Source organism: Psychrobacter sp. Ps3, assembly GCF_022129275.1.
Classification (GTDB): domain Bacteria; phylum Pseudomonadota; class Gammaproteobacteria; order Pseudomonadales; family Moraxellaceae; genus Psychrobacter; species Psychrobacter submarinus.
The window spans coordinates 107,549-129,915 of sequence record NZ_JADQAL010000003.1 but is presented as its reverse complement, the minus strand read 5'-3'; the positions used below and the strand labels follow the sequence as shown (position 1 = coordinate 129,915).

20 protein-coding genes and 4 tRNA genes are annotated in these 22,367 nt (G+C 46.2%); 13 read left to right on the top strand and 11 right to left on the bottom strand.

Annotation, left to right across the window (positions count from 1 at the left end; translation table 11 throughout):
• Positions 1-16: 16 nt before the first annotated feature.
• The 8 genes from ispE (at position 17) to I3248_RS01945 (ending at position 6,329) form a co-directional block, all read left to right on the top strand.
• On the top strand, positions 17-1,003 hold the full coding sequence (ispE, locus tag I3248_RS01980; RefSeq protein ID WP_238062336.1) for a 4-(cytidine 5'-diphospho)-2-C-methyl-D-erythritol kinase: 987 nt from the start codon (positions 17-19) through the stop codon (positions 1,001-1,003).
• 275 nt (positions 1,004-1,278) lie between these two features.
• Positions 1,279-1,354 (top strand) — tRNA-Gln (locus I3248_RS01975).
• Positions 1,355-1,577: 223 nt separating this feature from the next.
• Positions 1,578-1,653 (top strand) — tRNA-Gln (locus tag I3248_RS01970).
• Between the two features lie 118 nt (positions 1,654-1,771).
• Entirely contained in the window at positions 1,772-2,719 is a 948-nt protein-coding gene (locus I3248_RS01965; RefSeq protein WP_025645491.1) for a ribose-phosphate pyrophosphokinase, read from the top strand.
• 372 nt (positions 2,720-3,091) lie between these two features.
• Positions 3,092-3,799, top strand: a complete 708-nt coding sequence (locus tag I3248_RS01960; protein ID WP_025645492.1) for a 50S ribosomal protein L25/general stress protein Ctc — start codon at positions 3,092-3,094, stop codon at positions 3,797-3,799.
• Positions 3,800-4,006: 207 nt separating this feature from the next.
• Positions 4,007-4,588 carry an aminoacyl-tRNA hydrolase gene (gene pth, locus I3248_RS01955; RefSeq protein ID WP_238062335.1) on the top strand — a complete coding sequence of 194 codons (582 nt, stop codon included), beginning with the start codon at positions 4,007-4,009 and terminating at the stop codon, positions 4,586-4,588.
• A 127-nt stretch (positions 4,589-4,715) separates the two neighbouring features.
• On the top strand, positions 4,716-5,096 hold the full coding sequence (panD, locus tag I3248_RS01950; protein ID WP_010196068.1) for an aspartate 1-decarboxylase: 381 nt from the start codon (positions 4,716-4,718) through the stop codon (positions 5,094-5,096).
• Between the two features lie 267 nt (positions 5,097-5,363).
• Positions 5,364-6,329 (top strand): calcium/sodium antiporter, encoded by a 966-nt coding sequence (locus tag I3248_RS01945; RefSeq protein WP_238062334.1) that lies wholly within the window; start codon positions 5,364-5,366, stop codon positions 6,327-6,329.
• Between the two features lie 105 nt (positions 6,330-6,434).
• On the opposite strand, the gene I3248_RS01940 is transcribed toward I3248_RS01945, so the two are convergent.
• The 3 genes from I3248_RS01940 to I3248_RS01930 all read right to left on the bottom strand — a co-directional run bounded on the left by I3248_RS01940 (position 6,435) and on the right by I3248_RS01930 (position 7,591).
• Positions 6,435-7,016: an RDD family protein gene (locus I3248_RS01940; protein ID WP_227682722.1), complete on the bottom strand. Its 582-nt coding sequence runs from the start codon at positions 7,014-7,016 to the stop codon at positions 6,435-6,437.
• Between the two features lie 256 nt (positions 7,017-7,272).
• Positions 7,273-7,349: transfer RNA gene (locus I3248_RS01935), tRNA-Arg, on the bottom strand.
• Positions 7,350-7,501: 152 nt separating this feature from the next.
• A tRNA-Ser gene (locus I3248_RS01930) sits at positions 7,502-7,591 on the bottom strand.
• Between the two features lie 174 nt (positions 7,592-7,765).
• On the opposite strand from I3248_RS01930, the gene I3248_RS01925 reads away from it, so the two are divergent.
• Positions 7,766-8,566, top strand: coding sequence for a hydroxymethylpyrimidine/phosphomethylpyrimidine kinase (locus I3248_RS01925; RefSeq protein ID WP_238062333.1), 801 nt, complete (start codon positions 7,766-7,768; stop codon positions 8,564-8,566).
• A gap of 99 nt (positions 8,567-8,665) precedes the next feature.
• Here I3248_RS01925 and I3248_RS01920 read toward each other — a convergent pair whose 3' ends face one another.
• The 5 genes from I3248_RS01920 to ppx all read right to left on the bottom strand — a co-directional run bounded on the left by I3248_RS01920 (position 8,666) and on the right by ppx (position 14,556).
• The gene (locus I3248_RS01920) at positions 8,666-9,235 is read right to left on the bottom strand and encodes a YggT family protein (RefSeq protein ID WP_201600735.1); all 570 of its coding nucleotides are present in this window, start codon (positions 9,233-9,235) and stop codon (positions 8,666-8,668) included.
• A gap of 43 nt (positions 9,236-9,278) precedes the next feature.
• Positions 9,279-10,127, bottom strand: a complete 849-nt coding sequence (gene proC / locus I3248_RS01915; RefSeq protein ID WP_025645508.1) for a pyrroline-5-carboxylate reductase — start codon at positions 10,125-10,127, stop codon at positions 9,279-9,281.
• A gap of 101 nt (positions 10,128-10,228) precedes the next feature.
• Positions 10,229-11,839, bottom strand: coding sequence for a tRNA lysidine(34) synthetase TilS (gene tilS, locus I3248_RS01910; RefSeq protein WP_238062332.1), 1,611 nt, complete (start codon positions 11,837-11,839; stop codon positions 10,229-10,231).
• Between the two features lie 258 nt (positions 11,840-12,097).
• A complete protein-coding gene (locus I3248_RS01905; RefSeq protein ID WP_025645513.1) occupies positions 12,098-12,901 on the bottom strand; it encodes an acetyl-CoA carboxylase carboxyltransferase subunit alpha in 804 nt (267 codons plus the stop codon).
• A 128-nt stretch (positions 12,902-13,029) separates the two neighbouring features.
• The gene (ppx, locus tag I3248_RS01900; RefSeq protein WP_238062331.1) at positions 13,030-14,556 is read right to left on the bottom strand and encodes an exopolyphosphatase; all 1,527 of its coding nucleotides are present in this window, start codon (positions 14,554-14,556) and stop codon (positions 13,030-13,032) included.
• Positions 14,557-15,021: 465 nt separating this feature from the next.
• Here ppx and I3248_RS01895 point away from each other — a divergent pair, with 465 nt between their 5' ends.
• Positions 15,022-15,360, top strand: coding sequence for a DUF962 domain-containing protein (locus I3248_RS01895; RefSeq protein WP_238062352.1), 339 nt, complete (start codon positions 15,022-15,024; stop codon positions 15,358-15,360).
• An 85-nt stretch (positions 15,361-15,445) separates the two neighbouring features.
• Here the strand turns inward: I3248_RS01895 and hemL are convergent, their stop codons facing one another.
• On the bottom strand, positions 15,446-16,747 hold the full coding sequence (gene hemL, locus I3248_RS01890) for a glutamate-1-semialdehyde 2,1-aminomutase (protein WP_201611387.1): 1,302 nt from the start codon (positions 16,745-16,747) through the stop codon (positions 15,446-15,448).
• A 163-nt stretch (positions 16,748-16,910) separates the two neighbouring features.
• On the opposite strand from hemL, the gene I3248_RS01885 reads away from it, so the two are divergent.
• Positions 16,911-17,063 (top strand): hypothetical protein, encoded by a 153-nt coding sequence (locus tag I3248_RS01885; RefSeq protein WP_238062330.1) that lies wholly within the window; start codon positions 16,911-16,913, stop codon positions 17,061-17,063.
• A gap of 25 nt (positions 17,064-17,088) precedes the next feature.
• Here the strand turns inward: I3248_RS01885 and I3248_RS01880 are convergent, their stop codons facing one another.
• Positions 17,089-17,445: a zinc ribbon domain-containing protein YjdM gene (locus tag I3248_RS01880; RefSeq protein ID WP_025645522.1), complete on the bottom strand. Its 357-nt coding sequence runs from the start codon at positions 17,443-17,445 to the stop codon at positions 17,089-17,091.
• A 286-nt stretch (positions 17,446-17,731) separates the two neighbouring features.
• Here I3248_RS01880 and I3248_RS01875 point away from each other — a divergent pair, with 286 nt between their 5' ends.
• Together I3248_RS01875 and I3248_RS01870 are read left to right on the top strand one after the other, a co-directional pair.
• Positions 17,732-18,496: a folate-binding Fe/S cluster repair protein gene (locus I3248_RS01875; RefSeq protein WP_238062329.1), complete on the top strand. Its 765-nt coding sequence runs from the start codon at positions 17,732-17,734 to the stop codon at positions 18,494-18,496.
• 126 nt (positions 18,497-18,622) lie between these two features.
• Complete coding sequence (locus tag I3248_RS01870) at positions 18,623-19,948, top strand: D-amino acid dehydrogenase (protein WP_238062328.1); 1,326 nt, start codon at positions 18,623-18,625, stop codon at positions 19,946-19,948.
• A gap of 163 nt (positions 19,949-20,111) precedes the next feature.
• On the opposite strand, the gene I3248_RS01865 is transcribed toward I3248_RS01870, so the two are convergent.
• A complete protein-coding gene (locus I3248_RS01865) occupies positions 20,112-22,325 on the bottom strand; it encodes a molybdopterin oxidoreductase family protein (protein ID WP_238062327.1) in 2,214 nt (737 codons plus the stop codon).
• Positions 22,326-22,367 lie beyond the last annotated feature (42 nt).

Genomic DNA, 22,367 nt, shown 5'->3' with positions numbered 1-22,367 from the left:
TAAAATAGACGCTCCAATGACCCAGACCGTTACTAACTGCTCGCTAGCTGATAATAATAGCCTTACACGCTTGTCACCGGCAAAAATTAATCTGTTTTTGCACATCACAGGTAAGCGGGCTGATGGCTATCATAATCTGCAAACCGTTTTTCGCTTGCTCGATTGGGGCGATTATTTGCAGTTTACTTTGACTGACATGATAGATACTCCTAACGCTGCGCAAGTGAATACAAGTATTGATCAGCAAGCGGCGGCGCTTACTCAGCAGTTAATCAGCCTTAAGGGCGCAGCTAGCATTACTGATAATGTAGCAGATAACCTAATCTTTAAAGCGGCAAAAGCGCTACTAGCTTATGTGATTTCGATAGCACAACTGCCTCAATCCTTGCACGCTATCAGCATTACCCTAGATAAGCACCTACCAATGGGCGCAGGATTAGGCGGTGGCTCTTCCAATGCTGCTACCACCCTACTCGCCTTAAACGAGCTTTGGCAACTTAACCTAAATCAAGATGAGCTGCTTAAAATAGCGACGACTATTGGCGCTGATGTACCGATATTTATCTTTGGGCAAGATGCTATCGCCATGGGCATTGGCGAAGAATTAACCAGCATTGACTTGCCAAATCAGCATTATCTGATTTTGACGCCAAACGCTCATGTCAATACTGCTGAGCTATTCGCTCATCCTAAGCTCAATCGTGATATCGCGCCTTTGTCTACCAAGACTATTACCCATCAAAGTCGTGATTATCTGTCAAACCTAAATTCGCCTTACCAGAATGTCTTTACACCAGTAGTGATAAGTCTGGCTCCTGCGGTCGAAGAAGCTTTGAGTTATTTACAAGGCTTGGAGGCAGACACATTGGGCACAGCAAGGATGACCGGCTCAGGCAGCGCAGTGTTTTTACCTTTAGGTGCAAGTGTGGCGGCTGATAAAGCGCTATTGAATCAATGGATTGCAAATGCGCCTTGTGCAGGTTATGTGGTTGAGAGTTTATAATTAAAAACAGCACAAAAAAATCAAGACATACGTAGGCTGCTCTTTTAACCCTAAAAAGCATTCAAAATCGTACTAGAGTTTTAACTTTTAGGTGAAACTTCTTAAATAGAACTTCGATATTTATTAAATTTGGACTACGATGGCTTGAGTTGCAGCACTATTAGTTGTTCGGAGTCTGTCATTATCTGCTAAGCTTTACTACTATAAATAATCCAAAGAAAAAGGCGAAAAGCCTTGCAAAATTTAAAAATTTACTTATAATAGGTCGCCACAATAGGGGTATAGCCAAGTTGGTAAGGCATCAGGTTTTGATCCTGACATCCGTTGGTTCGAGTCCAGCTACCCCTGCCATTTTTTGTTTGTCTTCATTGTTTATCATACGAGTACAGCATTGATACTCAGTCCTGGTCGCTAATGTGATCTTGATTTTAGTGATAGCAATTGACAACACCTTCGTATTTTCGGTATAGTTCGCAACGAACACCGTAAATCTCGGTCGTCACAAAGAGTGCAAGCTCGTAGCGATGACACGTTAGGTAAGCGTAGCGATAACAGCTACGATACCGAGCATTACAGGGGTATAGCCAAGTTGGTAAGGCATCAGGTTTTGATCCTGACATCCGTTGGTTCGAGTCCAGCTACCCCTGCCATTTTCTGTAATTGCGTTGTTTCATCTTCTGTAAATTTTTGATACCCACTCTTTTCTATATTTGAGCAGTTTGACACTGCTTAGCGGTCACTGCTTGAGTCACTCAATAGGACTTTGTCATGCCTTATTTGGCGATTTTTACGGGTAATGCCCACCCTGAACTTGCGAAAACCGTAGCCGACCATCTCCATATCCCTCTTGGGAAAGCTGACATCACCCGTTTTTCTGATGGCGAAATCGCTGTAGAGGTTAAAGAACACGTACGTGGTAAAGACGTGTTTATCATGCAGCCCACTTGCGCGCCGACCAATGACAATTTGATGGAAATCATGATGATGGCTGATGCACTGCGCCGCTCTAGTGCTGGCCGTATCACTGCTGTCATGCCCTACTTTGGTTATGCCCGTCAAGACCGTCGTCCACGCTCAGCCCGCGTGCCAATATCAGCCAAAGTCGTCGCCGATATGCTCAACATCGTCAGCATTGATCGCGTCATGACGGTCGATTTGCACTCCGATCAAATTCAGGGTTTCTTTGATATTCCTGTCGATAATATCTACGGTACGCCAGTATTGTTGAACGAGTTACTCAAGCACGATTACGATAATATCATGGTGGTTTCACCCGACGTCGGCGGCGTCGTCCGTGCCCGTGCGATGGCGAAGCAATTAGGCGATGCTGATTTAGCGATTATCGATAAGCGCCGTGCCCGTGCTAACGAATCTCAAGTGATGCATATCATCGGTGATGTCCGTGACCGTGACTGCGTCATCGTTGATGATATGGTTGATACCGCAGGTACGTTGTGCAAAGCGGCCGCTGCACTCAAAGAAAGCGGCGCGCGCCGAGTGCTCGCTTATATCACGCATCCTGTCTTATCCGGTAATGCCTTGAAGAACATCAGCGATTCAGAGCTCGACGAGATCGTCGTGACCGACACTATCCCGTTATCAGATGCGGCAAAAGCTTGCACTAAGATTCGTCAAGTCTCTATCGCGCCGATGCTCGCTGAGAGTCTGCGCCGTATCAATAACGAAGAGTCTATCAGCGCCATGTTTGATGCTTAAGACGGCTCGTTAGTTAGACTAGATTACTGATATCAAAGATTAGCGCTAAAGTAACCCTTTAGCGCTTTTTTTGCTCTAAAATTACTATTCGTGACCTTCTGCCAAGGTTTTGAGATCTCAAGTGGAGCAGATCATCTTCTACTCTTTGCTTATCAATTTTTATAATCTTTTCAACCCTTTATTATTGCAGCAAAAACACGTATAATGCGCGCCTGTGCTGCTCATTGCTTATTATCTATAGTGTTACAGATTTACATGATAGATATAGGCAGTTCACTCAGCACTTTTTAGAGTATCCATTATCCAGTAGTAGACTGGTCGCAAGTTTTGACGCTGGTAGATACTTCACATACACTCTATAGGATTATATCCATGGCTATTGATCATTTTGCAATTAACGCGGTTGACCGCTCTGCTGAACAACAAGGTAAAGGTGCGAGCCGCCGCCTTCGTAAGCAGAACCTAGTACCTGCTATCATTTATGGTGGTAATGAGGAGCCAACGGCTATCTCTATCAAACTAAACGAGATGGTAAAGTCGCTTGAATACGAAGCGTTTTTCTCACAAGTTTTGACTATTACTACCGATAAAGGCGATGAGCACCAAGTCGTTATTAAAGACTTGCAGCGTCATCCTGCTAAAGGCTTCCCAATGCATGCTGACTTCCAGCGCATTGTTAAAGGCCAGAAAATTAACATGAATGTCCCTGTACATTTCTCAGGCCGTGAAGACGCACCTGGTACCAAAGAAGGCGGTATTCTATCAACGCTTGTCTCTGATATCGAAATCGTTGCGCTACCTTCACAGCTTCCTGAATACCTCGAAGTTGATGTATCAGGTATGGAGATCGGCGATCTGTTCCGTCTATCAGATATCGATCTGCCTGAAGGCGTGATCATCTTTGATCTTGATATGGAAGATGCACACGATCGCACTATCGTTAACATGTTGCCACCAACGCTTGAAGAAGTGGACGAAGATGCAGACGAAGTGGATGCTGATGAAGTACCAGCCACTGAGCAAGGCGGCGAAGGCGCTGAAGGCGAAGCGCAAGACGGCGACGATCAAGACGCTGAGTAATTATCCTTTTGTAAACCCCTACTTTTGTAAACCCCTACTTTGGTGATACGACGAGTAGGGTTGTTGCATAAAAAAACAGCAGGCGATTAAGATCTCCTGCTGTTTTTGTGAGTATTATTTGAAAAGCGAGTAGTGCGTTATTCAAATAGTATTTGTTGTTAGGCTCTTTATATCGAGCTTATTTTTCTTTTTTAGGCAGAGTATGTTATGGCGATAAAACTCATCGTTGGTCTTGGCAATCCTGGTGAGCAGTATATGCTCACGCGGCATAATGCTGGGTTCTGGTTTGTGCAGCATATTGCTCATCAGTTCAATATCACTCTGAGTCCGGATAAGAAGTTCCATGGCATCACTGGCCGCGGGCAAGTGCACGGTCATGATGTACGTTTGCTACTGCCCCTCACCTTTATGAATAAATCGGGTCAATCGGTCGTACCGATGGTCAATTACTATAATATTGCCAATGACGAGCTACTTATCGCTCATGACGAGCTCGATATCGATGCCGGTAGCATTAAGCTCAAGACCGCTGGCGGCCATGGTGGACATAATGGCCTGCGTGATATTACCCCGCATATCGGTAACGACTTTCATCGTTTGCGCGTTGGTATTGGTCATCCGGGCCATAAGTCAAAAGTGACAGGGCATGTGCTCTCAAAGCCCGCTGCCAATGAGCAAATCGCTATTGAGAGTGCGTTAAACGCGGCTTTTGAAGCACTACCTTTACTGTTGGATGGCGATATCGAAAAGGCGCGCTCGCAAATCAATAGCTTTAAATTACCAGAATAATACTATAAAATTGCGCCAGCCTTTTATTTTGGCAAAATCATCCCCATTAACCTTTTGATTTCGCTCATTTAATCTGTTTTTAATATTCGTTTCGTTTTTAATATTCGTTTCACTAAGGAAGCACCTTATGCTACTTAATATGCTCAAATGCAAACTGCACCGTGCCCGTGTTACCCATGCCGAGCTACACTATGAAGGCTCATGTGGTATCGATGGCGACTTATTAGATCTTGCAGGCTTGCGCGAGAATGAATCGATTGATATCTATAATGTCACTAACGGTAAGCGCTTTCGCACTTATGCGATTCGCGCGGAAGCAGGCTCTGGTATCATCTCTTTGAATGGGGCCGCAGCGCACATGGCCGACTTAGGCGATATCGTCATCATCTGTGCCTACGCGCATTTTGATGAAGTAGAAGCGTCTACTTATCAGCCTAAGCTTGTGTACTGCAACGAAGATAACACCGTTAAAGACACTGCAAATATCATTCCGGTGCAAGTCGCTTAACGCGTCCGATACTATTCGGTATTAGGCTTGATAATTTGATACTTTTACATTGTGTCCGAGATTATAGCGACTATCGATAGTTCATTATTTGAGTTTAGTTACTGAATTTTTTTATACATGACTGACAGCTGACTATACTGCTAAAAACTGAGTCCCTTGAGGCTCAGTTTTTTTATGCGCTTTTGTTAGGGTAAGACACTGTGCAGCGCTGTTTTTAAGATAAAATACTTACCCTTAAAAGTTGACTCTATTTAAAGGATGACCCTAATGTGGTTGGCAATTGTTGCAGTAATCGTGGGCTTGGCTATTTTGGTTTGGAGCGCGGACGTTTTTATTGATGGCGCGGTGGTATTGGCCAATAAATTAAATGTGCCGAGCTTTTTGATCGGGGTGGTGATATTAGGCTTAGGAACCTCAGCTCCTGAGATGGTGGTCTCAGTATTAGCGGCGCTAGAAGGTAGCCCTGAGCTGGCTTTAGGTAATGCTTATGGCTCTAATATTATTAATATTGCGCTAGTGCTTGGCGCGACAGTACTTATAAGCCCAATCATTATCCGTAGCAGCATCATCAAACGAGATATGCCACTATTATTACTAGTGACAGCAGTGGCCGCGTGGCAGCTCAGTGATGGCGTCTTAGGTCATACCGACGGTCTGGTGCTCATTGTGCTGCTAGTGATGATATTGGCTATTCAGATCGTCTTAAGCCTACGAGAAGGCAATCATGAGCACGAAGACGATCCGGCGCTAGAGAGCAGCGAGGAGACTAGCGCTATCCGCGGTATCGGTACGCTATTTTTAGGCCTGCTAGTACTGATATTGAGCTCACGTGCTATTGTGTGGGGCGCGGTAGAGCTGGCGACGTTTTGGGGCCTCAGTGAGCTGATTATTGGTCTGACGATTGTCGCTGTTGGCACATCCCTACCAGAGCTTGTTGCAAGCTTGTCAGCGGCGCGTAAGGGCGAGCACGATATGGCTTTGGGCAATATTATCGGCTCTAATATTTTTAATACCTTAGCCGTCGTCGGACTTGCTGCGCTTATTGCGCCAATCACTCCGAATGCCATTATCTTGTCACGCGATATATTGGCAATAGGACTGCTTACTATCTTGCTATTTGTAATGTGTTTATTTGCATTTAACACCAAGCGCAGCTTTGGCCGCAGCTCTGGTGCCACTTTAGTCTTGTTCTTTGTCGGTTATACGATGTGGTTAATACAGACGGCTGGTTAATACAAACAGTCGGCTAATACAAAGGATTAATTAATATAAACGGCTGGCTAATGTATGTAGTCTCTGTATCAGCGCTGGCTTTTTAAGTCGCATATAGACACACGGTTAGTCTTTACGATTTCTAATCACCCGCCATAAGCTCTCATTTTCAGTCTTTGGCATCTTTAAGGTGACAGTGTTAGAGATCATATCTTGCACAGCCAGACCGCGGCGATTGAACAGACAAAAAGCATAGTTGAACACCAGTCCCAAAAACGCGCTAGTCAAGATAATAGCGCGTGACCCGCCGATTAAGCTGCCGATAACGCCGAAGACGAGCGGCATTAAACTTGCCGCCATGATCCGCTTAAAAGACTGCCCCCAAGTGAGCAGATAGCCTGAGTCATTGACCGTTTTTAGTCGCCAAGTCTGCATCCCTAAAGTCTGACCACCGCGCCGCCAAAACAAACCATAAAAACCCACTAAGGTTAAGATAAACGATGGCGTCATCACTATGTTTTGATACCAAACAGGTAGCGAGCGGGCTTGTGCGGACTCTGTACCCGTCTGCATAGTCAGTAGCGTACCTATCACCGTCAGTACCGTGCCTACTAAGAAGAGCAAAGCCAGTATAAGCATGCCATCATAAACGATAGCGGCAAGCCTAGTGGTTGGTTTGGCGATAGTAGGCTCTTCCACTGCTGGCATAGCCGTAGTCACTTGGCGGCGTGGCTTTTTTGTTTTGACAGTGGCTCTTTTTTTACTCTTTGGCATAGCTTAAGCTCATAGCAGACATCAAATGATAGCCTATTGTACCGTAATTAAGGGGTTTATCATAAAACTATGAGAGATATTAAGAACCATAGTGATAGAATCAACAAGCGCAAAAAAACCGCCAAATGTCAGAAGACAGGCGATTGATTTAGGATGTTCTTTATTACTTTTAATACATTGATAATGCAAATGGTGCGCCTGGAGAGATTCGAACTCCCGACCCCTTAGTTCGTAGCCAAGTGCTCTATCCAACTGAGCTACAGGCGCTTATTGCACATCATCTACTACGCAGTATATAACTTTTGTAGCAAATTAGGTTGGTCATTATATAGATAATTTTGACGTTGTCAATAACTTTGCTCATTTAAACAAAATTATTTTCACATTCAATCGATGTTATCTACAATAAACCGAATAAATGGCGGTGAAGGAGGGATTCGAACCCTCGATACGCTTACACGTATGGTTCCTTAGCAGGGAACTGGTTTCAGCCACTCACCCACTTCACCGGACAAGATAAGACTTCTATAAGATAGAATACAGTATCGATGCTAACGATACGTCTTATGCTGTGGGCGAGTATTATAACAAAGCCAAAACGAATTGCAAGCCTTGCAGCCGTATTTGCTATAATTTAATTTTTATCTTATGGATTACTACACCAATAACTCTAAGGAAACCTTATGCGTCCAGTCGTCCTTTGTTTTTCAGGTTTAGACCCTTCTGGCGGAGCAGGCTTGCAAGCCGACATCGAAGCCATCGGGCAAGCAGGCGCTCATGCTACTGTTGCTTGCACCGCTATTACCGTCCAAAGCTCGCAGCAAGTCTTGGGCTTTGAGCCTTGTAACTCCGAATTAGTCAGAGATCAAGCGATGGCAGTGCTCAACGATTTGCCAGTTACAGCGATCAAATCGGGCATGCTTGGCACAACGGATAATATAAAAATGCTGACTCGGTTATTCGCTAATAAGGTGGTTAAAAAAAACACCCCCTTCGTGCTTGATCCAGTACTCGTCGCCAATAGTGGTGGCAGCTTAGGTGATGAGGCGACTTTGGTAGCGGCATTTGAGCAGCTCCTACCCTACGCGACTTTAATTACGCCAAATACTCATGAGCTGCGCGCTTTAAGCGGTGAGCAGGACTTACATACCGGTGCAAAAAAGCTCTGTGATAATGGCACGCATGCGGTACTCGTCAAAACCTCACATGATTTCGACAGCGGTGATATTGAACAGTATCTATATATAGCAGGTGAGATGGTACATAAAAGCGTGCTACCGCGCTTAGAGGGTGAGTTTCATGGCTCTGGCTGCTCACTTGCCAGCTATATAGCTGGGCGCTTAGCGATGGGCGATCAGATAGTGGAAGCGGTAAAAGCGGCTGATACTTGGATTACTCAGACTTTAAAAGCGGCGGATGACCCTCATCCCGATAATGTGCAAGCGCAGCTGATACCTAATCGCTTTGTGAAAGCTGAAAGTTGACAGGTGCATAAAGTTTGACTCTAATAACTGCATAACAAAAAGCCCTACACTCATGACAGATGATGTAGGGCTTTTAATATATTAAGGCATATTAAAAACTTAGCCTAGCATCGGCATCAAGCTCGCTGCGATGGCTCCGACCATTATCTCCATTAAATAAATAGCAAAAAAAGCAATGATAGGTGATAGATCAAGCATGCCTAAATTCGGTGTGATACGGCGAAATGGTGCTAATATCGGCTCAGCCAAACGCATGATAATACCGATAATCGGATGCGAGGACTGAGTAAAGACTACAATCCAGCTAACCACAATAGAACCGATAATGAGATAACGACTCAATCTTAAAAAGTCTAAAATCAGACTGAGTGTACCCTGAAAAAATAGCGGAATCGGTGCAATCCCTCTTTGCATCAAGGCCGCCTTACCAGAGATGTCAATCAATCGAATCAAAAACATCAACACGATGGCGGCAACACTGATGCGTCCGCCCCCTAAAGTCGGAAAGATACGGCCAAACACATCAACGATATGGGTGGCTCTATAAGCCGGCGCAATCATAGGATCGCGCGCATCCATTCCCGCAAACTGTAGCATAAAGCGGATAAAGATCAGCAGCATCGCAAAGGTGGTGACCAAATCAAAAATCTGTAATAGTACGTTGTTCATTAAAGGCTACTCAAAGTGTCGACATAAAAATACTAGCGCGGTTTTATTTCATCTCTTCGCTAAGCGCTTGACTGCGATCATAACAAGCTTGCATCGCCTCGCCTATCTGACGACCGACCTCATCAGCTTGCATAGACTCAATCGCCGCTTGCGTGGTGCCATTTGGTGAAGTCACTTTGCGACGTAGCTCGGCCGGGGTGTCATCGCTACCCATCGCCATCTTCGCCGCGCCTAGCATCGTTTGCATAGCAAGGCTTGAGGCTTGTTCGTTATCTAGACCTAGCGCCACGCCGCGATCGATCATTGACTCTAGGAAGTAGAACATATAAGCAGGCGCTGAACCCGACACCGCTGTCACCGCATGTAGATGCTCTTCATCTTCCACCCACATAACCAGACCTGAGGCCTCCATAGCCGCTGTGGCCAGCTGCTTTTGCGGCTCACTGATGCTATCAGTTGCATATAGACCGGTTGCGCCCATCTGTATCATCGCCGGCGTATTAGGCATAGCACGGATGATATTTTGGTAGCCGCCAAGCATATTCGCTAAAAGCTCTGTTGATAGACCCGCAGCTACTGACATAACTAATTGCTTATCGAGCACATCAGTGAAGCCGCTAACGACCGCTTTCATCACTTGCGGCTTTACAGCAAGGACGACTAGATCCGCGTCTTTTACTGCAGTGGTAGCATCAGCGGTTGGATCGACTGTTTTAAGACCTTTTGCGCCCAGCTGCTGACGGATATCAGCGCTTGGGTCGGCAACAGTAATCATCTCAGGCTTGACACCGCAGCCAACCAGACCACTGATTAGCGCCTGCGCCATATTACCGCCACCGATAAAGCTTATTTTTTTATTATTGAGAACTGAGTTATTATTTTGTTGTGACATCATAGTCTCCTAATAGCAATTTCTAATATAACTTTGTTAGAAATAGTCAAAAGTATTCAAAGTGATAGCGCTAAAATGGGGTCTAGTTTAGCATACTGCCATTATTGTCGTTTGATAAATTCGCAGGCGTAGGGTTTGCGCACTTTTTGCAAAGCATTAACACAAGCTTCGCTTAACAAAGTTAATGTATCGGCAAGGTTGTTAGAAGATAAATCGCTTTTTAACCTCCAGCTCTGAAACGGTGACAAAAGCAGCAATGGTACCTCTACTTTTGTATCAGCACTATTCTCATTGCTCATATCCATATCTGTTACAACTGCACTGACCACCACTAAGCTACTGCGCAGCCATACAGGAATGGCTAGCGTTTGATAGAGCTTCTTACCCGCTTGTGCTCGGCCCATTGTCGTGGTTTGTACTTTACACAGTCGATCTAATGGCGTTATCTTAAGGCTGGTTTCATTATCTATAAGCTCTTGGTATAGCTCCCTATCCGCCCTAATACCCGCTTTAGTCAGATCAATTTGTAGCTGCCAAAGATAGCCTGTATCTCTACTTTTACGAATATCAACAGCTAAACTTTTTGACAAATCATAGCGGTGCTCAAGCGTCGCTGATGCCAGCCAATCGACAAAGTCGCAGCTTAAACGATATAGCTGCTGACGAAAGCGATAGATGCGGTAGTGTTGCAAGTGTGCGTGCCAGTCAAGCTCGGTTTGATGATCGTTATCTTGCCGCTGAGTAAGCGCGTAGACATCATCGATTAACTGCTTGCTCGGCGGTAGCGGCTCATCTTGCGCTAGCCAATAGTGCAGTAGCTGCTTTTGTCTTGGCGTCGATAAGCCATGCAGCTTATCGATAGCTAATACCCGCTGAACGCTAGCAAACTCAAGCGACTTAATAGCTGTCGTCTGCAGATCTTGCTCAGCTTGCGCCTCTACTATCGCTTGCGCTTCACTAAGCAGTTGCGCGCTACGAGCAACGTTGCCTATGACATTCGCATTATAACTAACAAGTTTGGGCATAATATCACGGCGTAAACCGCTACGCACATTATCACCGCTCGCGTTGGTCGGATCGTCGATATAAGGCAGCTGCAGCTGCTTAGCATAATCGCTAATCGCAGCGCGCGTCACCGTCAGCCAAGGCCGCCATAGTGCATAATGCTGGCCTTGCTGGCTTTGATGTTGATGTAGGTGCTCGCGCCAAGGCTGCATGGCAGCTAGACCTTTAATCCCTGCGCCTTGAATCAGGCGCATCAGTACGGTCTCCGCTTGGTCATCGGCATGATGCGCGAGCATTAACACGTCACCTTGATTGATATACTCTCGCATGACGCGATAGCGAGCTTGCCGCGCGGCTTGTTCATCTTGGCCTTGTACTTGAGCCTTTAAAATAGTACAAGAAAGCTGCTGAGCGGCGGCCCAATCAGCAACATGGCTGGCCCAAATTGAACTATCAATTTGCAAGCCATGATCGACATGTAACAGCTGCGGCAAAAAAAGCAGCCTGTCTTGCTGATAAAGCTGTACACATAGCGCAGCTAGGGCCAAAGAATCGCGGCCACCGCTACACGCGAGCCAAATTCGCCGGCCCAGTAGCTGCTGATGATAATCCGCTAGACTCCTTAACACTGCCGCTGCCAACTGCGCATCGATAGCTAAGTCGGCTATAGGTTTGATTGGATAAGGCTTAATAGCGCTATTAGTCATAGTTATTCTTACTATAGTCAATCAATATTAAAAGTGGTACAAGGCAGACGAGTGCAAGTACTACAGTAGTAGGCTAAACGAGTCTAACGCTGTAACACTTTAATAGTGGTTCGACTATATCTATCATCTGAAACTCGCCCTGACTATAATAATCAGGCAGCAAAAAAAACGCACTAATAATTAGTACGTTTTAGTTTAGCATTAAGTCAGTCTATTAAGCTAAAAGCGCACTGCTCATCAAAGCCTTTTAGAACAAAACTAGCCAGGCAACATCACTTCTGAATCAAATGATTTTAGCTTTTGATAACGCTGCTCACAGCGCTCATCAGCATCCATATCAACTATCTCAGCCAGTTGCTCTTCTAACAACGTCTTTAACGCCTCCATTACCGGCTGCGGCTGCACATGCGCGCCCTCGCCTTCATCGATGACAGCATCAATCAAGCCCATTTGGTAAAGGTTAACGGCGTTTAGTTTTAAGGCTTCGCTGGCATCTTGCGCTTTTTCAGCGGTTTTCCAAAGAATAGAAGCACAGCCTTCAGGAGAGATGACTGAATAGATACTGTTTTGTAGCATATTGACTCTATCGCCAACCCCAATCGCTAGTGCCCCGCCTGAACCACCCTCGCCTATAATAGTGACGATGATAGGTGCTTTTAGGCTAGTAAACACAGCGATACTCTCAGCGATCGCTTGCGCTTGGCCGCGCTCCTCAGCGCCGATACCAGGGTACGCGCCTTGGGTATCGACAAAGCTCATAAGCGGAATGTTAAAGCGCTCAGCCATCTTCGCCAACCGAATCATCTTGCGATAACCCTCAGGATTGGCCATACCGAAGTTATGAGCAATGCGCTCGCGGGTACTACGGCCCCGGTGCTGACCGATGACCATCACAGGCTGACCATTAAAACGGGCCAAACCGCCCAAAATCGCTTTGTCATCGGCAAAAGCGCGGTCACCATGCAGCTCATCAAACTCTGTAAATAGCTGATTGACATAGTCCATAAACAGTGGACGTTTTGCGTGTCGTGCCAGCTGTACGCTGTCCCAAACAGTACTCATAGACTTATCCTTATGGGTTTTATAAAAAATATCAGTACAAGTGTAAACTCAATTAAACTATAGTAGCACACCTTGAGCGTTATGGCAGTGTCGATACCTTAGCTTTTTTAGAGAAAACTAGTTTCAATCTAGCTTTCAATGACACTAAGCTCAATACCCCATTTTGCAAACTGCTCAATGTCAGCATAGAGATCCGAGTACAAAAACGCATAGTGTTTTTTATCAGTGCTAACGGTTATCTGCCAATGCGTAGCGTCTGTTATGACCAGCTCCATCAAAGGTAGATCATACTCGCTACGGCTATGATGCGCGGAGACAGCAAGCCTCAAGAGCAAACACAAATATAACAGCTGCTCGCCGCCAAGTTGGCAAGTCTGCTCAAGCATGTCACTTTTTAGCTTACGTCTATGACTGAGCACCAGCTGCGCCATCCGTTTTTGATCGACTTGCGAAAAGCCTGGAATGTCGGAATTTTCTAGTAAATAAGCGCTGTGACGATGGTAGTTGCTATGACTAATCGCTAAGCCTATCTCATGTAAGTAGGCCGCTCGCCTTAACAAATCGCCATCATCATTGCTGAGCTGCAAGTCATCTTGCACTTGCCTGAAGAGATGACGACTGGTTCTAACCACTTGCCGAGCTTGTTTTTTGTCCACTGAATAGCGCTTAATCAAGGCCAGTACGCTACGGTCACGCACATCTTCGCTCGCAAAGCGTCCGAGCATATCGTACATCACGCCCTCACGCAGCGCCCCATCAGAGTAGGCAAGAGTCTCTATACCGAGCACCTTCATCAAGGCTCGCAGTACTGCTACCCCTGCCGGGAACACCGCTTTTCGGTGCTCTTTTACGCCCTCAAGCTCAATGCCTTTGACATCGCCAATAGAGATCAGTAGTTTTTCTAATTTTTTGACCCCTTCGTAAGTGATGCACTCTTGCTCATTGGCCCAGCCTTTGGACACTAAGACATTACGCACCGCCTTGATGGTACCACTTGAGCCGATAACGCTCGTCCATCCTGCCTTTTGGTATTGACCGCTGATAGCGAGCACTTCCTTGCGCGCCGCTGCGATAGCAGTCGTAAAAGCTTTATCCGTGATTTGTCCATCAGCGAAGAATTTTTTGGTAAAGGCCACACAGCCCATCTGCAAACTCTCTGTCAATAACGGCTCAAACCCTGTACCGATAATAAATTCAGTCGAGCCGCCGCCGATATCTATCACTAAGCGTTTATCGCTACTAGCATTAGTGTGCGACACGCCTAAATGAATCAGCCGCGCCTCTTCACGTCCGGCAATAATCTCAATGGGATTGGGCAAAATCTCATTGGCGCGAGCAATGAAGTCATCGGCGTTTTTGGCTTGGCGTAGAGCGTTGGTCGCGACAATACGCACTCGCTCTGGCGATACCGAGTCTAAGCGCGCGGTAAAACGGCTCAGACAATCAAGTCCTCGGCGCACCGCTTCGGCGCTGAGGATGTTATGCTCATCGAGTCCCGCTGCCAGCTGCACTTTTTCAGACATAGAGACGACTTTACGTACCTCGCCATGATCGAGCCGGCCAATAGCTAAGTGAAAACTATTGGAACCGATATCTATCGCTGCCATAAGCTCGTTTTCGGCAAGGGGCGGGTTTTCAAGGTAATTAGTGGGCATAAAGTGGCGTTACCGTAACTGTGGATGAAATAAAAAGTTTGAGATAAGTGCTAATATTAAGTTGGCATCATAAAGATTAGCAAACGCTAAATAGCGCTATCAGTAAAAGTGCTTATTAAAGCATTTATGCCAAATCCTAGCAAACAACGCGAGCCTTTACCGAAAGGTTGTGTAAAACTGACTTTCAAGTAATCCGTGATGCTAGTATTGCGGAGCACAGTTTGCTACATTAAAACTTAGTCATATACTTTATAGAACAAGGACTTAAGCACAACTACTCATGTTTATAGGCCATTAAATAAAGCCCAAATCAAGATTGTAGTTAAGATAATTTTAGCAAAGGAAGCTACTATGACTATTCGACATAATACTCAAAACAATACCCAAACTACTACTGCGCAAACTACTCATGATAGTAACGCCGCTCGCACTGATCAGCATCTAGCGAATCAAAATCGTCAAGAAATGACAGAAACTAAGCAAAAGGTGCAACAAAACTTCTATGATTTTTATTTAGAAGAGCATCAAAACATGGCCTGTCGCCGTCTGCACTTTGCAGGTAGTAGCTTTGGTCTATTAGGGCTAGCAAAGTCTATCCAAACCCGCTCGCCCAAACCTTTACTCAAAGGTATTGCTGCAGGCTACGGCTGCGCTTGGGTCGGTCATTTTTTCTTTGAAAAAAACAAACCGGCCTCTTTTAAGTTTCCGCTAAAAAGCTTTGTCAGCGATTTTCGTATGTATACCGACGTCTTGCGCGGCAATCTAAGTTTAAGAGATATTAAGTACGATAAACGCGCAAAGTAGCTACTGCAGTTAGCATCATATATGAGACATAAAAAAAGCCAACACCTCTGACGATGTTGGCTTTTTTAGCTTTAAGACATTGCGTTTAGGCCTTTGCTATCTCTGCAAAGATCTCATCGGCCGCCTGTATCGATTTATCCAAATCATCGCTGCTATGCTTAATCGACATAAACCCTGCTTCATACGCAGAAGGCGCTAAGTAGATACCGCGATCGAGCATACCGTGGAAGAAAGTATTGAATTTATCCATATCGCAAGCGGTCACATCATCAAAATTGTGCGGCGTTGGGGTCTGACTGTCTTTGACAAAGAAAATACCGAACATGCCGCCTAGCTTGTTAGTACGCAAGTGAATACCGTGCTTATCAGCTGCCGCTTGAATACCATCGACTAGCTTATCAACTTTAGCCGCGAGCTCATCATAAAATCCAGCAACCGTCAAATCTTCAAACATAGCGATACCCGCGCGCATCGCTAGCGGATTACCTGATAACGTACCTGCTTGATAGACACCGCCCATCGGCGCGATGCATTCCATAATCTCACGCTTACCGCCAAAAGCGCCAACAGGCAAGCCTGCGCCAATGATTTTACCAAAGCATGTCAAATCAGGCTGAATATTAAAGTGCCCTTGCGCGCCGCCAAGACCAACGCGAAAACCGGTCATAACTTCATCAAAGATAAGCACCGCGCCATGAGCCGTGCACTCTTGGCGTAGAGTATCGTGGAAGGCTTGCTCAGGAATGACCATATTCATATTGCCTGCGATCGGCTCCACGATAACGCAGGCAATAGTATCGCCCCACTTCTCAAAGCAGTCTTTGATCGCTTGTGGATCGTTATAAGGCAAAGTAATCGTATGCTTAGCAAAGTCAGCAGGTACGCCCTTTGAGGTTGGCTCACCGATATCGAGCATACCAGAGCCGGCTTTGACCAATAAGCTATCAGAGTGGCCGTGATAGCAGCCCTCGAACTTAACGATATTGTCACGGCCCGTATAGCCGCGTGCTAGGCGAATAGCGCTCATCGTCGCCTCAGTACCAGAGCTGGTCATACGCACCATCTCAACACTTGGCACGATCTCGCAGATTTTATCAGCAACCGTCGTCTCAAATGGGGTTGGCGTCCCAAAGCTTAGCCCATCATCGGCGGCTTTTTTGACCGCGTCAATCACTTTAGGATGCGCATGCCCTAAAATCATTGGCCCCCATGAGCCAATATAATCGATATAAGCGTTATCTTCAGTGTCATAAATCTTGCTGCCAGAGGCCTTGTGCATAAACACTGGCGTACCGCCCACCCCAGCAAAAGCACGGACTGGCGAGTTGACGCCGCCTGGAATGTGCTTGCGGGCTTGGGCAAAGAGTTGTTCGTTTTTAGTACTCATAATTAGTCTCTATTATTGTATTGAAGTTTATTTTTAGTCTTGCTTGGTTTTGGTTTACTTAGGACAGTTGAATGGAAATATTTTAGATAATTTATTTCCTATCAGACTCGCTAACAGGAAGTATAAATAAATGTAAACATAAATCGATAATGGGTTGTGCGCTATGTCTGCCAACGCCGGAACGCCTTGGAGCGATGATGAGGATCAGCAGTTAGCCAAATCTTTCGATAAAGGCAGCTCTATTAGCACGCTAATGACGCAGCATGGGCGCACTAGAGGCTCAATTAACTCGCGACTAGTGAGCTTGGCAAAGTAACCGGCTAGCTGACTTTATATTCGCTTTAAGCTTTTTTCACCACTGACGATTTGAGCTTCATTTGCCCAAAGCCATCCACTTTACAGTCAATATCGTGACCATCTACCGGATCATCAAGCAAGCGAATACTTTTGACTTTTGTGCCGACTTTAATGGAGGTTGACGCACCTTTGACTTTTAAATCACGAATGACCGTTACCGCATCACCATCTTGCAGCTCATTACCGACAGCGTCACGTACGATGCTGTCTTCCTCAGCTTGATTCTGAGCCGCATCCGCTTCGGCGGCTGTCCACTCATGAGCGCACATCGGGCACACTAGGAGCGCGCCATCTTCGTAGGTATAATCTGCATCACATTTGGGGCAATTGGGTAAGCTCATAGTTGTCTCATTAGTCATTCTTATTGGCGATATGACCGCCACTATACTGGGCGTATTATCAATAAAGTATAAAATTATCTCTCTATTGCTCATTGTAGCGTAAGTCGCTATCTTTGACCAATGAGCGCCTGTATTGCTTTGGCTTGAAAATCACTAATAACACCCAATGTAAAAGATAATCATGATGTTTTTTGAGCTCAGGTTTTATGCTACTCTGCTGAGGCCTTTTAGCTGTTCATTAGAATAATTCAAACCTCATCAATCAAAAACTATAATAGGAATACCAATGAGTGACGCAACGTCCATATCTGATCAAAATCAGCTGCCCGCCTTTGTCCAACTGACCCTGCAAGGTGAAGATGCAGAAAAGTTTTTGCAAGGCCAGATTACCTCTGATGTGACTAAGCTTGGACTGAGCTTCCAGCCGACCGCACTAAGTAATTTAAAAGGGCGTATAGAGTTCGGGCTTTGGATAAAAAAACAGGACGAAAATCAGTTTGATGTCGTTCTAAGTAGCGACTGCGCTGAAGCCTTGCAAACTCATCTCAATAAGTTTGGTGTTTTTTCTAAATTTGAGACCAGTGCACCAACGCCGATTTATCCTTGCATAGTGGCGGATGAGCCTACCTTTAGTCATAAAGACGAGCATAATACTGCCGAGGAGACGCAAGCTTGGATGCAGACCAGCATCGCTACAGGTAACTACTGGATAGTAGCGGCGACGCAAAATCAATTCCAACCACAAGAGCTGCGCCTACATCAGCGCGGCGGTATGGACTATGATAAAGGCTGCTATTTGGGTCAAGAAGTTATCGCGCGTATTTACTTTAAAGCGGCGCCAAAAGCTTTTCTGCATTATGTAAAAGGTACAGGCGATACGCCGGCAGCAGGTGAAAAGCTGGGTAAGATACAAGTCGTTAATGCGATAGCGGCAGGCGATAATGGTTTTGAAGCTTTGGTCGTTGCGCGTCCAGAGCAGTTAGCAGATAGTGAGATGACTATTTTGGATCTGCCAGCTGCCTTGCAGGCTGATGTGGCGCGTCCGCAGTAGCTGACTTTGTAGCCGACTTTCAATAGACCCGACTTACAGTCGATCTGCTATAAAACGTCGCGCCTTATTTGTAGTGACTACTATACTTATATACTCTGACGACAGTCGACTAGAGACTTTTTACTTATGAGCCATATTGCGGTACTCGGAGCAGGCGTAGTAGGCGTGACAACTGCTTGGTATTTACAAAAGGCGGGCTATCAAGTTACCGTTATTGAGCGCGAGTCAGCCGCTGGGATGCAGACGTCATTTGCCAATGGCGGGCAGATCTCAGTTTCTCACGCCACCCCTTGGGCTAACCCTAAAACGCCAATCAAGGCACTCAAATGGTTGTTTCGTGAAGATGCGCCACTTCTTTATCGTCTGCGTGCGGATAAAGCGCAGCTAAAATGGGCGATGCAGTTCTTAAAGGAGTGCCGCGCGGATCGCGCCGATGCCAATCTAGTGCAAATGCTCCATCTAGGGCTTTATTCACGCACAGCTCTACAGCAGCTCAGACGTAGCATCGATATCGAATACGAGCAGCAAACACGCGGTATCATGCACTTTTATACGAGCCAAGCAGAGTTCGATGCCGCCGTTGCACCGACCGAGCGTATGCAAGAGCTCGGCTGCGAGCGTCATTTCATCAGTGTCAATACTGCCGCAAGCCTAGAGCCTGCGCTATACCCTATCGCACACAAGCTTATTGGCGCAACTTATACTAGCCGTGATGAGTCTGGTAATGCCCATCTATTTACTCAGCGATTAGCGGCCAAGTGTAAGCAAGCAGGCGTCAGCTTTCTATACGATACTGATATTGTGGCTTTGAATACCGACGCGCACTCGCAGTGCCCGCATGTGCATAGTATTACTATTCGTCCTGCCGGCGAGAACGCACAGACTTTTAGCGCCGATAGCTTCGTGATCGCACTAGGTAGTTATAGTGTGCCTTTAACCAAACCTTTAAATATTGATCTGCCGATATTTCCGGCCAAAGGTTATTCTGCCACCTACCGCATCAATCCGCGCGCGCCGCATTTAGCGCCTTTTGTTAGCCTGATCGATGATGAGTACAAGCTAGTGATGTCGCGACTTGGCGATAAGCTACGCGTGGCTGGTACCGCTGAGTTTAATGGCTATAACATGGATCTGAATATGACTCGCTGCAAAGCCATTACTGAGCGCGTACAGCAGATTTTTCCAAAAGGCATTATCGCTAGTTCGGCTAAGTACTGGACAGGACTGCGGCCTATGACGCCATCGAATGTACCGCTAATAGGCCGCGCGCACTTAGGTCAAGTCCGTCACGGTAGTCAAAATAGCGCGGCAACCTTTGATAATTTATGGCTGAACACCGGACACGGGACTTTAGGCTGGACACACGCTTGCGGCTCGGCTAAAGCCATTAGCCTGCTGATACAGAATGAGATGCCAAAGGTGCAGTTTGATTTTGTGGGCATCGATAAGTAGTCGTATGCTGCAAGTGCTAAGTTAAAAATGCCAGAACAACACAAATAAAAAAGACGCCTATTTAAAATAAGCGTCTTTTTTTGATTTAGTGCCAGTTTGTCATTTAATAGGAGTAGCGTTTAATAGGAGTAGCGTTTAATAGGAGTAGCGTGCTACATACCCCTTAAGCCACGACTTTATCATTAACTGTCGCCTCATTATCCTCTCTGGCAAACGCAACCGCTTGCAGAGTGACCGGTACGCCATTGACTGCTGCATTACCGCTTAGCTCATCGATAAGCGTATCATCAGTCAAATCATTGACACTGACGCCTGCATTCGCCTGAGCGATTTTTTGTTTGACGCCTTTACGGCCATGACCGAAGCCATGCGGAATACTTACCACACCTGGCATCAGCTCATCAGTGACCTCAGCGTTGATAGTGACCTCACCGACACGCGAGGTGACTTTGACTTCTTGACCGTCTTCGATGTTATGAGCCTTTGCGGTATCAGGATGCAGCATCAGTGTACAGCGCGACTTACCTTTGGTGAGACGATGACTGTTATGTAGCCAAGAGTTATTACTGCGCACATGACGACGCCCAATGAGTAAGATCTGGCTCTCATCATAGCTTGCCATCATCTCCTCCACCCGCGCAAGATCGGCTTGATAAAAATCAACATTGAGATTGATTTGCTGATCTTTATGCTTGATGGCTTCTGGCAGCATCGGCTTTAGTGGCCCTAAATCCATGCCGTGAGGGTATTTTTTGAGCTTTTTAAGACTCATTCCATAATAAGGACCACGCTTTAGGCCTTGGTCAAGTATAAACTTTGGCCCCAGTTTTTGGATCAGTTTGCGCTCAGCTTTGAGGGGTAAAGGCGCATTCTTATCCAAACGCTCAGCTAACTCTATATAGATTTGCCAATCATGCTTAGCGTCTTTGGGCTTAGTAAATAGCACAGGCGAGTATTTAGCGACATTGTGGGTAGCAAAGCCATTAAAGGTGACATCATAATGATCGCGCTCAAGCGCTGAGACTGGCGGTAAGATGATATTGGCGTGGCGGCTGGTCTCCGTCACATAATAGTCAAAGCATACCATAAACTCCAAACTCTCAAACGCTTGATCTAGCTTTTCGCCATTGGGTGTACTGAGCACCGGATTACCCGCCACACACAAAAAGCCTTTGAGCTGCCCTTCGCCCTCGACTAACATCTCATCTGCCATCGCTGCTACCGGATACTCACCGTTGAAGTCAGGTAGATTACTGACGCGGCTGTGACGTTTACCCAAATAGCCAGGACCCGTGTTTTGCACTACGTTGACGGCAGGGTTTGGGAACATCAGGCCGCCGACCTCATCCAAGCGCCCTGTGACGATATTGATAATCATCACTATATATTGACTTAATAAGCCAAACTCTTGCACCGAGACGCCCATACGGCTATAGCACACTGAGGTTTCAGCCTCACAAAACTCTTTGACCAGCCGCTTAATTTCATCAGCGGCGATGCCAGTAATCGGCGCGACGGATTCTGCGCTATAACCTTTAGCGAAGTCTGCCATGCGCTCAATCTCCGGAGCGAGGTCAGCGGCTCTATTATTGACACGTGCCTTTTTGGCGTAGCCTTGCGCATAAATTTCATTGAGCATCGCAAGGAGCAGTAACACATCAGTCGCCGGACGGATAAAGTGATGCTCGCTGGCGATATCAGCCGTCTCGGTACGTCTTGGGTCGATGACCACTACTTTGCCATCGCGAGCTTTGATATCTTTTAGCTTTTGGCGCATGTTTGCGGCGGTCATGATACTGCCGTTAGAGGCTAGCGGATTGCCACCGATGATCAGCATGTGCTGAGTACGATTGACATCAGGCACAGGGATACGCAGCATGTGACCGAACAGATGCAGGCTAATAATATGATGCGGCAGCTGATCGATAGAGGTGGCTGAGAAACGAGTGCGAGTCTTGATGCTGCCTAATAGATGCTTAATGGTGAGCATACCGCCTAAGTTGTGCACGTTAGGGTTACCTAGATAGACGCCAAAAGCGTTGTTGCCATACTTTTTTTGTATGGACTGTATGCCGGCCGCGACTTTGTCTAACGCCTCACCCCAACTGATCTTTTTCCAGCCATCAGCAGTACGCTCGACAGGATGGCGCAAGCGATCAGGATCTTCGTGCAAATCTTGCAAAGCGGTGGCTTTTGGGCAGATATAGCCTTTGGAGAATGGATCGTCCTTATCGCCCTTGATAGACAGCACCTTTTCGCCATCATGCTTGACGACGATACCGCACATCGCTTCACACAAGTTGCAGGTCCTAAAGTGAGTTTGTTCACCCGCTGTGCTTGCGTCTTTGCTTTTATTTTCACGGATACTTTTAATCATAGTTTAACTTCCTTGTCGTTGACTCTTATTCCAGTGTAAGAC